The 13,368-nt window shown below is 34.6% G+C and carries 13 protein-coding genes and 1 pseudogene; 10 read left to right on the top strand and 4 right to left on the bottom strand.

The features are described 5' to 3' along the window. Positions 1–31: 31 nt before the first annotated feature. On the bottom strand, positions 32–823 hold the full coding sequence (locus RBB48_RS12435) for an arylamine N-acetyltransferase family protein (protein ID WP_088609600.1): 792 nt from the start codon (positions 821–823) through the stop codon (positions 32–34). 216 nt (positions 824–1,039) lie between these two features. Between RBB48_RS12435 and amyS the strand changes: the two genes are divergently transcribed. Further along, a complete protein-coding gene (gene amyS / locus RBB48_RS12430) occupies positions 1,040–2,581 on the top strand; it encodes an alpha-amylase (RefSeq protein WP_306007710.1) in 1,542 nt (513 codons plus the stop codon). Positions 2,582–2,675: 94 nt separating this feature from the next. Here amyS and RBB48_RS12425 read toward each other — a convergent pair. Next, positions 2,676–2,762, bottom strand: a pseudogene (locus tag RBB48_RS12425) (exosporium leader peptide); the annotation flags it as partial. A 235-nt stretch (positions 2,763–2,997) separates the two neighbouring features. Between RBB48_RS12425 and RBB48_RS12420 the strand changes: the two are divergent. The 4 genes from RBB48_RS12420 (at position 2,998) to RBB48_RS12405 (ending at position 7,475) form a co-directional block, all read left to right on the top strand. Beyond that, positions 2,998–3,717 carry a hypothetical protein gene (locus tag RBB48_RS12420; RefSeq protein WP_106382877.1) on the top strand — a complete coding sequence of 240 codons (720 nt, stop codon included), beginning with the start codon at positions 2,998–3,000 and terminating at the stop codon, positions 3,715–3,717. A 454-nt stretch (positions 3,718–4,171) separates the two neighbouring features. Next, positions 4,172–6,073 carry an endonuclease MutS2 gene (locus tag RBB48_RS12415; protein ID WP_088122755.1) on the top strand — a complete coding sequence of 634 codons (1,902 nt, stop codon included), beginning with the start codon at positions 4,172–4,174 and terminating at the stop codon, positions 6,071–6,073. 6 nt (positions 6,074–6,079) lie between these two features. Continuing rightward, positions 6,080–6,604, top strand: coding sequence for a GNAT family N-acetyltransferase (locus RBB48_RS12410; protein WP_097889782.1), 525 nt, complete (start codon positions 6,080–6,082; stop codon positions 6,602–6,604). A 160-nt stretch (positions 6,605–6,764) separates the two neighbouring features. Further along, positions 6,765–7,475: a histidine phosphatase family protein gene (locus RBB48_RS12405; protein ID WP_149212388.1), complete on the top strand. Its 711-nt coding sequence runs from the start codon at positions 6,765–6,767 to the stop codon at positions 7,473–7,475. Between the two features lie 50 nt (positions 7,476–7,525). Here the strand turns inward: RBB48_RS12405 and RBB48_RS12400 are convergent, their stop codons facing one another. Beyond that, entirely contained in the window at positions 7,526–8,491 is a 966-nt protein-coding gene (locus RBB48_RS12400; protein ID WP_306007709.1) for a quinone oxidoreductase family protein, read from the bottom strand. 123 nt (positions 8,492–8,614) lie between these two features. Between RBB48_RS12400 and RBB48_RS12395 the strand changes: the two genes are divergently transcribed. From RBB48_RS12395 to RBB48_RS12385, 3 genes are all read left to right on the top strand, one after another. Continuing rightward, positions 8,615–9,508: a LysR family transcriptional regulator gene (locus RBB48_RS12395; protein WP_306007708.1), complete on the top strand. Its 894-nt coding sequence runs from the start codon at positions 8,615–8,617 to the stop codon at positions 9,506–9,508. A 301-nt stretch (positions 9,509–9,809) separates the two neighbouring features. Further along, positions 9,810–10,322 (top strand): DUF2690 domain-containing protein, encoded by a 513-nt coding sequence (locus RBB48_RS12390; RefSeq protein ID WP_306007707.1) that lies wholly within the window; start codon positions 9,810–9,812, stop codon positions 10,320–10,322. Between the two features lie 17 nt (positions 10,323–10,339). After that, a complete protein-coding gene (locus RBB48_RS12385) occupies positions 10,340–10,816 on the top strand; it encodes a DUF2690 domain-containing protein (protein WP_098134276.1) in 477 nt (158 codons plus the stop codon). A gap of 98 nt (positions 10,817–10,914) precedes the next feature. Here RBB48_RS12385 and RBB48_RS12380 read toward each other — a convergent pair whose 3' ends face one another. Continuing rightward, positions 10,915–11,406, bottom strand: a complete 492-nt coding sequence (locus tag RBB48_RS12380; RefSeq protein ID WP_088609590.1) for a DinB family protein — start codon at positions 11,404–11,406, stop codon at positions 10,915–10,917. Between the two features lie 184 nt (positions 11,407–11,590). Here RBB48_RS12380 and RBB48_RS12375 point away from each other — a divergent pair, with 184 nt between their 5' ends. Together RBB48_RS12375 and RBB48_RS12370 are read left to right on the top strand one after the other, a co-directional pair. Next, positions 11,591–12,067, top strand: coding sequence for a DinB family protein (locus RBB48_RS12375; RefSeq protein ID WP_306007706.1), 477 nt, complete (start codon positions 11,591–11,593; stop codon positions 12,065–12,067). A 218-nt stretch (positions 12,068–12,285) separates the two neighbouring features. Continuing rightward, positions 12,286–13,323, top strand: a complete 1,038-nt coding sequence (locus RBB48_RS12370; RefSeq protein ID WP_306007705.1) for a DUF4003 domain-containing protein — start codon at positions 12,286–12,288, stop codon at positions 13,321–13,323. The last annotated feature ends 45 nt before the right edge of the window (positions 13,324–13,368 follow it).

Genomic DNA, 13,368 nt, shown 5'->3' with positions numbered 1-13,368 from the left:
AAGCCTTGCTAAAATGACAAGGCTAAAAAAATTATAATGTAATTCCGAATTTTGAATGTAAAAGATTTTTATATTGCACATCTGTAACGTTTTCTTTCGTTTTTTTACCGTTTTTCGCTATTGTGAGACTATCCTTTGTTAAAGATGCATGCCCATCTTCAGTTAGTTTTACAATAAGAGGTACTTTGTTAAATGGTGAGCCCTCATGTTCAACGATAATTTCTTGTGCTGCATTTGCCTTTTCTTCATCCACTTCTTCTATATAAAATGCATAGCCTAACGTCCAATCATCAGCAGAAGATTGATCCAAAAACTCATTGTTTTTACGCATCTCTAACATGTAATTTCCCTTTTCAGTCATTTCTTTACGAATACGATAATCTCCTGTAATGGAGTGAATGACTTCACCTGAGAAAGGAATAGGTGTAAGAGGTAAGTATGATCCGAATCCTACTTCAATTAAATAAAGTTCATTATGATGTGCTAAAACAGTTGCGATGTGTCCAGAATCAACAGCCCATATAGAATTTGCAGCATTGTACACTGTTCCTGAAACGAGATGAACATCAAATCCAGCGTCTTTAAGGAAGTAGTACATAGTAGGATTGAGTTCATAACAAAGACCGCCACGGTTGTTTACTAAAATTTTTTCTTTTAGATTTTCTTTTGATATTTCTGTAAAGTTGTTTTCGAGTATATTTAAGTTTTCAAAAGGGACAGTTTGTGCCATCGCGTACATAATGTTAGGTAAATCTTCAAATGAAACTTTTTGTTTTTCTTCTATATGTAATCGTGCGAAAAATTGTTTTTGAAAGTCGGTCATAGAAATCCCTCCGTCATGCTTTTATAGATAAATTGTAAACAATCTTGAATAAGATGTGAAATGAAAACTACTTTGAAGTATTTGTTAAATATGTGAAGTTAGATTAAAAAATAATGTGGGAGAGTGAGAGATTGCTACTTTACTAATTGTAGAACGAATATTATAATAATTCCGATAAACTATGCAAACGTTTTCTTGGAAGGGGATGATGTAAATATGTTGAAAAGAATAACAGTAGTCGGCTTGTCGATTGTTTTGTATTTACCTAGTATATATGGGGGGAGTAAAGTTTATGCAGATACGGTTAACAATGGAACGTTAATGCAGTATTTTGAGTGGTATGCTCCGAATGATGGGAATCATTGGAATCGTTTGCGTTCGGATGCTGGAAATTTAGCTCAGAAAGGAATTACATCTGTCTGGATACCGCCTGCATATAAAGGAACTACGCAAAATGACGTAGGATATGGAGCGTATGATTTATATGATTTGGGAGAATTCAATCAAAAAGGAACGGTGCGGACGAAATATGGGACAAAAGCACAGCTGAAATCTGCAATTGAAGCTTTACATAAGCAAAACATTGATGTATATGGTGATGTAGTTATGAATCACAAAGGTGGAGCAGATTATACTGAAACTGTAACAGTTGTCGAGGTAGACCGTAACAATCGAAATATTGAAGTATCCGGTGATTATGAAATTAATGCATGGACAGGGTTTAACTTTCCAGGGCGTGGCGATGCTTATTCTAATTTCAAATGGAAATGGTATCATTTTGACGGAACGGATTGGGATGAAGGAAGGAAATTAAATCGAATTTATAAATTTAGGGGGATAGGTAAAGCATGGGACTGGGAAGTGTCTAGCGAGAATGGAAATTATGATTATTTGATGTATGCAGATCTTGATTTTGATCATCCAGATGTTGCGAATGAGATGAAAAATTGGGGAAAGTGGTATGCGAATGAATTAAATTTAGATGGCTTTCGTTTAGATGCTGTTAAACATATTGATCATGAATATTTACGCGATTGGGTAAATCATGTCAGACAGCAAACGGGGAAAGAAATGTTTACAGTAGCTGAATATTGGCAAAATGATATTCGAACTTTAAATAATTATTTAGCGAAGGTCAATTATAATCAATCTGTATTTGATGCACCACTGCATTACAATTTTCATTATGCTTCAAAAGGAAATGGGAATTATGATATGAGAAATATTTTAAATGGAACAGTAATGCAAAATCACCCTGCACTTGCAGTTACTCTCGTTGAGAATCATGATTCTCAGCCTGGACAGTCATTAGAATCTGTAGTAAGTCCGTGGTTTAAACCGTTGGCATATGCATTTATTTTAACTCGTGCAGAGGGCTATCCTTCAGTTTTCTATGGTGATTACTATGGGACAAACGGAAATAGTAGTTATGAAATTCCAGCATTAAAAGATAAAATTAATCCGATTTTGACGGCACGAAAAAACTTTGCATATGGTACGCAGCGTGATTATTTAGACCATCCAGATGTGATTGGATGGACAAGAGAAGGTGATAGTGTACATGCTAATTCTGGTTTAGCGACATTAATCTCTGATGGACCGGGAGGATCAAAGTGGATGGATGTTGGAAAGAATAATGCAGGGGAAGTATGGCACGATATGACGGGTAATCAAACAAATACTGTAACAATTAATAAGGATGGATGGGGGCAGTTCCATGTAAGTGGAGGATCAGTTTCCATATATGTTCAGCAGTGAATTGTTAATAGAAAAGAAGAGGTAGACTGAAATATAAGTTTTCCTCTTCTTTTTATATTATTATCATTCCTAAATCTTTATTTTAATAAATGAACTAGTCGACTTTTGAGACAACAAGAGATGCGTTGGAATAAATAATGTCACCTGTGGCTTCTCTTATTCGTACTCGAAGAATATCTCCTTACTGTGATTGCTATAGAACTAAATATTAGTATGTTTTTAACGTGATTTTAATAGATATTATATTTGCTTTACGGTAAAATGAACATAGTGTAAAATTACACAATAAGTGTAAAGTGATAATAAATAGGTTTTTTTACACTTGTGACTATTGAAAGAAGTTCTTTATATAAATCGTAATTTAAAATCGATAAGGACATTTCTATATAGGTAGTAGTAGCAAAAGGAGAGGCAATATGAAAAGAACAATAATGAAATATAGCATAATGTTTAGTTTATTCCTATTAACATCATGTGATATATCGGATAAAGAAATTGAACAAAAAGCACAAAGTTATACAAAATTGGAGCATGGTATTTCTGTGAAACTAGATCGAATTGAAATACCCGAACAAGGTAAGGATTTTTTAGGCCCAAACAAACGGACAGCTTATGTACAGCAAGTAGATGAACCATATTTACAATTTCAAATAGGGTTCGATGGACGAACCTCTCCAAAGGTAAATAATGATAACTATAAAATAAAAAAAGAAGCGAATGATTTACGAGAAAGATTCAATACATATTATGAAGAAAAAGGGACTAATACTATACTTACTTTCGAGAAAATGCAAACAGGGGACGCTGTTTTCGGTAAGAATGAAGAGAAAAAAGTAGCGAAGCAACATCCGAAGCATTATGTTACTGCGGTTTTCAAAAGTAATATCTTTTTAGATGTAAACAACCGTGCGCATATGGAGACATTAGCGGAGGTTGCGAGAAGTATTCAGGAATTTAATAAAACGATTGAAGATAGTAAGAGTAGTGTGGATGATATAACAATTCAGTTGCCAAATGATAATAAGGATGTATTACTACATATTGCGATAGATTATATAGTAACGGCTGAAGATGCGAAAAAGACCCTTGAGAAAAAGGTTGATTATATGAAAGCTTTACAATCTGCAAGGGAATAGTCTGACACCTTTACTTCTCACAAAACATATAGTATGATGATTTCAGTAAATTAGATTTCAATGACTATAATATAAATTAATGAGAGGTGCTTTTTTGTGAGTGCGGTAGGTACTAAATAGGAAAAATTTAATGAAATAAATCGGATAAGACCAGGGGATTTTTATGTATATCATACCCCTAATTTGGTCATGGATTTATTTCGATACCTATGAAGATACCTACAATACTTTATAAAGCGTGTAATAAGGGGAGTGCCATCCGTTTTTTATGGCTTATTTCCTCATATGTTATTACACATGCCTTGTAAATGTAAAAGCTGCGGTATCCCCGCAGCTTTTTTGTATATTTTTTTAATGTATAAAAATGGTAAATGAATCATGTAGAACTCATTGGAATCTAATGAGTAGGTATCTTCATTTATGATAAAAATCAATCATAGTGAGGAGAAACAAAATGAATACGATGACTTTTGAAAAGTTACAATATAATGAATTGAAGGATATAGTGAAATCTTATTGTGTAAGTGGGTTAGGTAAAGAATTATTAAATAAATTAGAGCCGAGTACGAGTATAAAAGTAGTGAGGAATCGTTTGAATGAAACGACAGAAGCACGAGCTATAGTAGATGCAGAGGGGCATGTTCCTTTCTTTGGCATTTCAAATATTGCTAGTACAATTCAAAAATTAGAAAAAGGGATGATTTTAGATCCTGAAGAGTTAGTAAGTGTTTCTGACTTTTTACGCGGCTGTAGAAAGATTAAAAAATTTATGTTAGATAAAGAATTTTTTGCGCCAGTATTAGCTTCTTATGCGAATTCAATGACTGAATATAAAAGTATTGAAGAGGAAATCAACTTTTCCATTAAAGGTAATAGTATTGATGCAGCTGCGAGTAAGGAATTAAAACGAATTCGCAATAACATTGATTCGGTAGACGGAAAAATAAAAGAGCGCTTAACGAAGTTTTTAAATAGTAGTGCAAATAAGAAGTATATTCAAGAGTTCTTTATTAGTAAGAAGGATGATAGGTATACGATTCCAATTAAATCTTCTTATAAAAATCAAGTTGCGGGAAGTATAGTTGAAGCGTCCGCTAAAGGTTCTACTGTATTTGTAGAACCGCATACGGTTACAAAGTTAAACGTGGAACTCACAAGTTTGAAAGCAGAAGAAGCGATGGAAGAGTATCAAATTTTAGCGACTTTATCAGGCATGGTAGTAGAAAATATTTATCATATAAAAATTAACATGGAATTGATTAGTCAATATGATATGGTATTTGCGAAAGCGAAGTTTAGTAAATCGATCGATGGAATAGAGCCGAAGTTAAATGATCATGGCTACATTCATTTAGTGAATTGTAAGCATCCGCTTTTAAGTGGAAAAGTAGTACCGTTACACTTTGAAATCGGTCAAAGTTACCGTAGTTTAATTATTACAGGACCGAATGCGGGCGGGAAGACAATTGTATTAAAAACAATTGGACTACTAACATTAGCGACAATGTCAGGCCTGCACATCGCTGGAGATAAAGAAACAGAAATTGCTATTTTCGAAAATGTATTTGTAGATATTGGTGATAATCAAAGTATTGAAAATGCACTAAGTACATTTTCATCTCATATGAAAAATCTATCTGAAATTATGAGGATGTCAAATAATAATACGCTACTATTATTTGATGAGATAGGAAGCGGGACTGAACCGAATGAAGGGGCAGCACTTGCAATTTCTATTTTAGAGGAGTTTTATCTTGCGGGATGTATTACAGTTGCGAGTACTCATTATGGTGAAATTAAACGATTCTCAGAAATGCATGATGATTTTATGAATGCAGCGATGCAATTTAATAGTGAGACACTAGAACCACTTTATAAATTAGTAATCGGAAAATCAGGTGAAAGTAATGCACTTTGGATTGCAAATAAAATGAACGTAAGAGAACATGTACTGAAAAGAGCGAAAGAGTACATGGAAAATAAAGAATATCGTTTTGAAAAACTGAATGAAAGCAAAATTAGAAAACCGAAATTTGTGCAAGAAAAAAGAGAAAATCATTACGAGTACAAAATCGGCGATCGTGTAAATGTATTAGATTATGATGATTTTGGTATCATCTATAAGGAAATAGATAATTTCTATAACGTCGTTGTATATTATAACGGTGAATTCGTTGAAGTGAATGTAAAACGTATTACGTTAGAGGTAGCAGCAAAAGAATTATACCCAGAGGGATACGATTTAAATACACTATTTGTCGATTATAAAGAAAGAAAAATGCAACATGATATTGAGCGTGGATCGAAAAAAGCGCTTCGTAAAATCCAAAAAGAAATAAGAAAGAATAGAGAATAAGTTAAAATGGTAACGATTAGACAAGAACAACAAAGTGATTATAAAAAAACAGAAGAAGTTGTACAACAAGCATTTTTAAAAGAAGAATTCAGTGATAAAACAGAACATGAACTTGTGAGTCGTATTAGAAAATGTGACGCGTTTATTCCTGAATTATCAATCGTTGCGGTAAATGAAGAAATTGTTGGGCACATTCTGTTATCAAAAATAAAGATAGAACAAGGTGCAACTTCTGTAGAATCATTAGCACTTGCACCGGTTTCAGTTGCTAGGGGCTATCAGAAAAAAGGAATTGGTGGAAAACTTATTGGAGCTGCGTTAGAAAAAGCGAAAGAACTTGGATACGGGTCAGTTGTAGTATTAGGACACCCAGAATACTATCCGAAATTTGGCTTTAAGAAAGCAAGTGAGTGGAATATAAAAGCACCATTTGAAGTGCCAGATGAAGTATTTATGGTGATGGAGTTAAGTGAGAACGCTCTGCAAGGTGTAGAAGGAATTGTACAGTATTCGAGTGCTTTTGCTGAGTAGGAATATCAGTTAAGAAATGTAATCATAAAAGATGCTATCTTTTTGTAGAGATATACAGAAAGATAGCTTTTTTTATTGAGCAAATTCACTTACGTATATTTTGCTCAATGAATAATTAAGATGGTAAAATTGATATAGAAATGTAAAGGGAGAGAAAAGAATGAAGAATCGAGATACAGATAGCAATGAGAATGTAGTTACGTTATATGTTACGAGACACGGTAAAACAATATTAAATACGAATCATCGCGCGCAAGGTTGGGCAGACTCTCCGTTAGTAGAGAAAGGGGTGGAAGTTGCCTCTAATTTAGGAACGGGATTAAAAGATGTTCATTTTATGAGTGCATATAGTAGTGATAGTGGACGAGCGATTGAAACTGCTAATTTAGTATTAAAATATAGTGAGCAATCAAAGTTAAAACTTGAGAAAAGAAAAAAATTACGAGAATTAAATTTTGGTATTTTTGAAGGTGAAAAACTTGAAAATATGTGGGATGTAGTTGGAAAAGCTGCAGGTGTTGCATCACCAGAAGAACTTATGAAGTTTTCTATTCAAGAAGTGATTAATCTTATTAGAGCAGCAGACCCTACGAAACAGGCGGAAGATTGGGAATTATTTTCTACTCGTATAAAAGAAGAGATTGATAAAATTAGTGAAGAATCTGCTGCAAATGGTGGCGGTAACGTTTTAGTTGTTGTTCATGGGCTTTTGATTACTACATTAATCGAAATGTTAGACAGTAGTAAAACAAAACTTGGAGTGGAAAATGCTAGTGTGACGAAGATTGTATATCAAGACGGAACATACACAGTCGAGTCTGTTGGAGATATGAGTTATGTTGCAAAAGGGAAAGCAAGTGTGGAAATATAAAAATAAGAAAAGGAAGGTAGAGAAATCTAGCTTCCTTTTTATGTTGTTAATTATGGGATCAATAAAATCTTCCCAGTACTTTTTCTGCTCTCTAATAATTCATGAGCACGGGCACCATCTTGTAAAGAGAATGTAGTAGAACTTGTGATCTTTAATTTTTCGGTCGCAATCCATTTGAATAATTGAGAGGAGCGTTCTTTTCTCTCTTCATAAGATGTAAGCACGTTCCAAAGGTCTCCGCCAGTTAAAGTTTTCGAAGTATCCATAAGCATACGCGGATCAACGGGCGCAGGATTACCGCCGGCCATTCCGTAAAATACGACAGTGCCACCAGTTTTAGTAGCGCTAAAACTTTCCTCTAATGTAGAACCTACTGATTCGTATACAACATTTACTCCAGTTCCATTTGTTATTTCAACTACTTTTGTATGCCATGCTTCAGAATATAAAAATACGTGATCAGCGCCAGCTAATGTGGCTATCTTTGCTTTTTCTTTTGATGACGTTAGGCCGATCACTTTTCCGCCCAGTAGTTTAATGATTTGAATAAGTAGTTGCCCAACACCACCAGCTGCAGCGTGTACTAAAGCTATATCACCTTGTTTTATTTGATAGCTATCTTTCGTTAAATAATGTGCCGTTAGACCTTGTAATAAGACAGAAGCGGCTGTTTCAAAAGAGATAGAATCTGGAAGGTTAATTGCTTTCTCCGATGGAACGGCAACTAGTTCTGCATTTGCAAATGGAACGTCAGCAAATGAAATACGATCTCCAGGATTAATATTCGTAACGTCAGCTCCTACTTTTTCAACAATACCAGCGCCTTCATAACCTAATATATAAGGCGGATTGCCAGCGAGATGATAATCACCGCGGCGTCTATAAATATCGGCGAAATTTAATCCGATTGCTTTCGTACGGACAAGAATTTCATTTGGATTTATGATTGGATCATGTATTTCTTTATATTGTAGTACATCCGGACTTCCAAATTGTTCGAAACAAAGTACTTTCATATGGAATACCTCCATTTTTATTGTTTGTCGATGCTCTTTATCATACAATACAAATATCGATAGACAAAGAGGATTATTTCGATGAAATCAATCGGGAATATCGATTGAAAAGAGGGACGATAAATGGAGATAAAACAATTAATTACATTTAAAGTGGCGGCAGATAGTTTGAACTTTACACAAACTGCGAAGAAACTAAACTTTGCTCAATCGAGCGTAACGGCGCAAATTAAAACGTTAGAAGCTGAGCTAGGTACGCCGTTATTTGAAAGATTAGGAAAACGTCTTTTTCTAACTGAAGCAGGTAGGAAGTTTCAACTATATGCGGACAAGATGATTGCACTCAGCAACGAAGCGAAAATGGCTGTGAAAGATGATGAAGAAATAGCAGGTACGTTAATAATCGGTGCGCAAGAGAGTCAATGTACATATAGGCTCCCATCTATATTAAAGAGGTTTAAAGCACAATTTCCTCAAATAAAACTTGTATTTAAACCAGCGCATTCCAATAAAGATGCGAAGGAACAATTGATGGAGGGAAAAGTCGATCTTGCCTTTATTTTGGATGAATGTAAAACAGAAGATGCTTTACATGTGGAGCCGCTTATGAAAGAAGAATTAAAAGTAGTAGCTGCTTCAGGGCATCGTTTACTTGAACAACCTTCCATTACTACAAAAGATTTAGAAAGTGAGACACTTTTACTAACGGAGCTTGGTTGTTCGTATCGGACTTTATTTGAAGAGCTATTTCGTACAGAAGAGGTGTATCCAGCAAATAAGATTGAGTTCGTTAGTGTAGAGGCAATTAAACAATGTGTTATTGCAGAGTTAGGAATAGCCGTTTTACCAGCGATAGTAGTAGAAAAAGATATAAGAGAAGGGACGATAAAAGAGTTACATGTAGAAAATGCAATCTCACCGATTTATACACAAATTGCTTGGCATAAAGATAAATGGATGACAGCGCCGCTACAACAATTTATTGATGTAACGAGGGAGTTTTTTACAACGGATTAAGTGGAGAAATATTTATTTTATATAAAAGAAAAAATGGCACTTTTGTATAAAGAACCGATGCTTGCATGTAACAAGTATCGGTTCTTTTATGTTTTAAATAAAGGATGCTATAAAATGTGTATTTCTCAACTTTTTTTCTTAGACGGATACGTAAATTTCTTCGTATATTCCAATACTCATAAGGAAATTTACAACGTTTATTCGTTTCTGTAAGATGCCTCTAGGAAGTATGAAAGGAGGGGCGTACATAGGGGGAGATTGTCTTTATTATACGTACTTATTTTGAGGGAGGAGATTGAAAATGTTTAAAAAGTTAATGAAAGTATGTGTATTAAGTGTGGCAAGTATAGGTGTATTATTTAGTTTTCAAGGAAGTACATTTGCAGCTACTGATTTAAGTAGTTACTATGACGGAAAAAATCCGGCTACAACAAAAGTATACGGAGGCAGTACAACGTGTGATGCAGATGGATTTAATGCAAAGTCTACAGCGGTGTATGAGGGTAGTAAAAAAGTAGGGACAGTGTATTTACGTTACAGTAATAAATGTCACGCAGCATGGTCTAAGCTTGTTTTAGATCAACCAGCACCTTCTGTTTCTGGGGGAATATATGCTTACGCTGTTATTAATAAATATAAAAACGGTGTATTCCAAAAATCAGTAGATTCTAATAGTGGTAATGGAGCAATAAAAACAGGTCAAACGAGCACTTATACAGGAATGGTATTTGATTTAACTGCTGATTTTGGTTATACAGCTGATGCCGAAGCGGTGACGATTAATAATGGTTACGGGAAAACTGGACGTTATTAATAAGGGAGCGGAGTGCTATGAAACTTTTAAAAAAGCTGAGCGCATGTTTTTTTCTATCTTTGCTCGTTTTAACTAGTATGTTTAGTATGACTGGTAATGATAAAGCATATGCAGAAGACCATTCATATGATGGGAAAAGTCCTTACTATAATAGTTGTGACCAATCCGCAGTAACGAAAGAAAAGAAGTGGATTGATTCCAATTCTTATGTGGAATTAAAATTTAGCACGACGTGTAAGACAGCATGGGCAAAAGTTACAGTAACTCGTGCAGCAGTATATAATAACGAAGCTGATGCAAGAATCGTAAGAAAAACAGATGGAAAGGCATATACTTGTGGGAGTACTGGAGGAAATGGTGTTGTAAATAAAGGGCAAACATCATGCTATACGCCAATGGTATATGATTTAGATCCAAGAAAGGCACAGGCGCAAGGGAAACATGCTATTCCGAATAGTGACGCATATAATTATTCGGAGACTATTTGGTATTGATTATATTATAAAAAATTTAAGATAGCATATTTAAAGAGCATGTTTTGATTGGGTTTCAAAGCATGCTCGATCTGTATTCATTCTAAGTTTTTAGGTAATCAACTAATAAGGTCTGTATCAGGAGGATTGTATCCAAGGTGACGAGCCATTGATACAATTTGTCCTTTATGATGAAACTCATGTGTCTCTGTATGAGTTAAAAGCCATAGCGGAGTTGTACTCCAAGGTTCTTTTTGCCATTTTACTTCATTTGCTATATTTTCGAGCCAGCGGTCATTGTATTCATCTAAAAAATGTTGTACAGTCTTATCTACTAACTTAAATCTAGCACGGACTTTCGTGATATCTGCATGCTCAATTTCATAATCACTAGCAAATGAAAAATCTGCCCGTTTTTGCTTGAATGCGAATGATCCAAGCCAGTACCGATAGCAATCGGCTACATGAATATGTGTCTTTATAATGCTACCGCTACCGAAATTCGGAACAGTACTATGTAATTTTTCTAGTGGGATTTCTTCCAAAAACGAAAATAGAGTTTCTCTTGTAGAGCTAATAAGATTATATTGTTGTTTTAAAACATGTAACATGTAATTAACACTCCTCTATTATTTACTAAACTAACTTTGTAGTAAGTAATTCTATATTTATTAGGGGTGAACCTTTTAAATATTTTGACTAAGCATATTAGATGTTTTTCTTAATCGTTTCTGATAGATTAAACAAGGTAAAACTTTAATGTGTTGAACATTCTTAGTTCATAATAAATGGTACATGAAGAAGGGGAACGATCAAATGAATAGACTAGTTGGTTTAAAACAATTTGAAATAACGCGTGGGGAATTGCTTAAATTTATGGAGACGCTAGACGATAAAACTGTGGATACGCAGCCAGAAGGTTTTAACAATACAATTCGCTGGCATATCGGTCATGTGTTAACGGCAGCAGAAGTTTTCATGTTTGGAAAAGAATTCAAACAATTACCAACTGAATATCCAGGTATGTTTGGGTATGGATCAAGACCATCTAAATGGAAAACTGAGGGGCCGTCATTGGAAGGGTTAGTGGCTCAATTAAAAGAACAAGCGAAACGTATTAACGAAATTCCAACAGAAGCATTTGAAAATAAACTGCCAGAGCCATTCCTAGGATTGGAAACAGTAGGGGAGCTTTACGGTATGATGCTTTATCATGAAGCTGATCATATTGGACAAATGAAGGCGATGGAACGTATTATTAAAGCTCTTTAGTTGTAATTGCATGTAAAAAACGAAATTACACCTGTATTGTGAAATAATATAACGACAAAAAGGATAGATAATTTATTATCTATCCTTTTTGTCGTTGAGCTTAAAGGGGTGTAAGCGCTTGTAATCTTGATACTGATAAAGTAGGTATAGTTATTATATTTGTTTTACATAATAGAAAAATATTGAAGAAAATACAGAAATAAGGTTGCGGAATGTATATGGTATATAAGTATAATAGTAGAGAAGAACTAGAAATAGGGGTGAATACTATGATTACATTAGAACAAAAGTTGGAGCAATACACACATACATATGGACAATTAAAGGGAGAGATAAAATGGAAAACGAGTGATTCTCGAACAGGAATGATGATTGCTGCTATGTATACAGGTAGTGATAAATTGTTTGACCTTGGACGTTTTTTAGAAATTAGTAGTTATATTAAGAATCAGGTAGGGATGTTTTCATACTTGAAGTCTTATCATCGCTTTGTGGTGGCCGCAACTTTAGATATTCACTTTACAGATTATAAGAAAGCTTTTCGGAAGTTTTTAGATTTATACGAACAATTGGTTGCTGGTGGTTTTAGCCGAAGTATATTTACTTATCTCGCAGCAGCTGTGCTTTTAACAGAAGAAAATGAACAACATGGCACGCACATTCAGCGTTCGATGCAAGTATATAAACGTATGAAAGAGGATCATCTTTTTCTTACAGGTACAAATGATTATCCGCTTGCAGTTTTGTTAGCAGGACAATCAGAGAATGTAGAAACACTTATGGACCGTGTAGAACGTCTGTATCAGAAACTAGCGAAAGCTGGTTTGCGTAAAGGGAATGATCTTCAATTTTTAAGTCATATTCTTTCGCTAAAGAAGGATGTCCGTGAAGAAATGTTAGTTGCAACATGTACAAACATTTGGAGTTTGTTAAAACAAGAAAAGGTAAAAGTGAAACAGATGCATTATCCAGCAATCGGGCTACTAGCGTTACTTGAAGATGGAGAAAAAGAGGTTCATGCTATTAAAGCATTGATTGAAAAATTGCAGGGAGAGAAATTATTCCGTTGGCATACAGATGCGAATATTCTTATTGCTATTCAACTGTTCGTAAGTCAAAAAGGTGAGGAAAGTAAAGCTACCAACACAGGTTTACAAACTATGATAGAAGTCCTCATACAAGCACAACAGGCAGCTATGATGGCAACGATTGCCGCTTCATCTGCAGCAACCTCTTCTGCTAGTAGTAGCTCATAATGTGTAACTCCTTTAATAAGGAAGGTAAAAAAGCCCATCACTTTC

It is taken from the genome of Bacillus sp. MMSF_3353, assembly GCF_030733445.1.
GTDB lineage: Bacteria > Bacillota > Bacilli > Bacillales > Bacillaceae_G > Bacillus_A > Bacillus_A wiedmannii.
The sequence above is the reverse complement of the archived record's forward strand: the minus strand, read 5'-3'. Positions and strand labels throughout refer to the sequence as shown.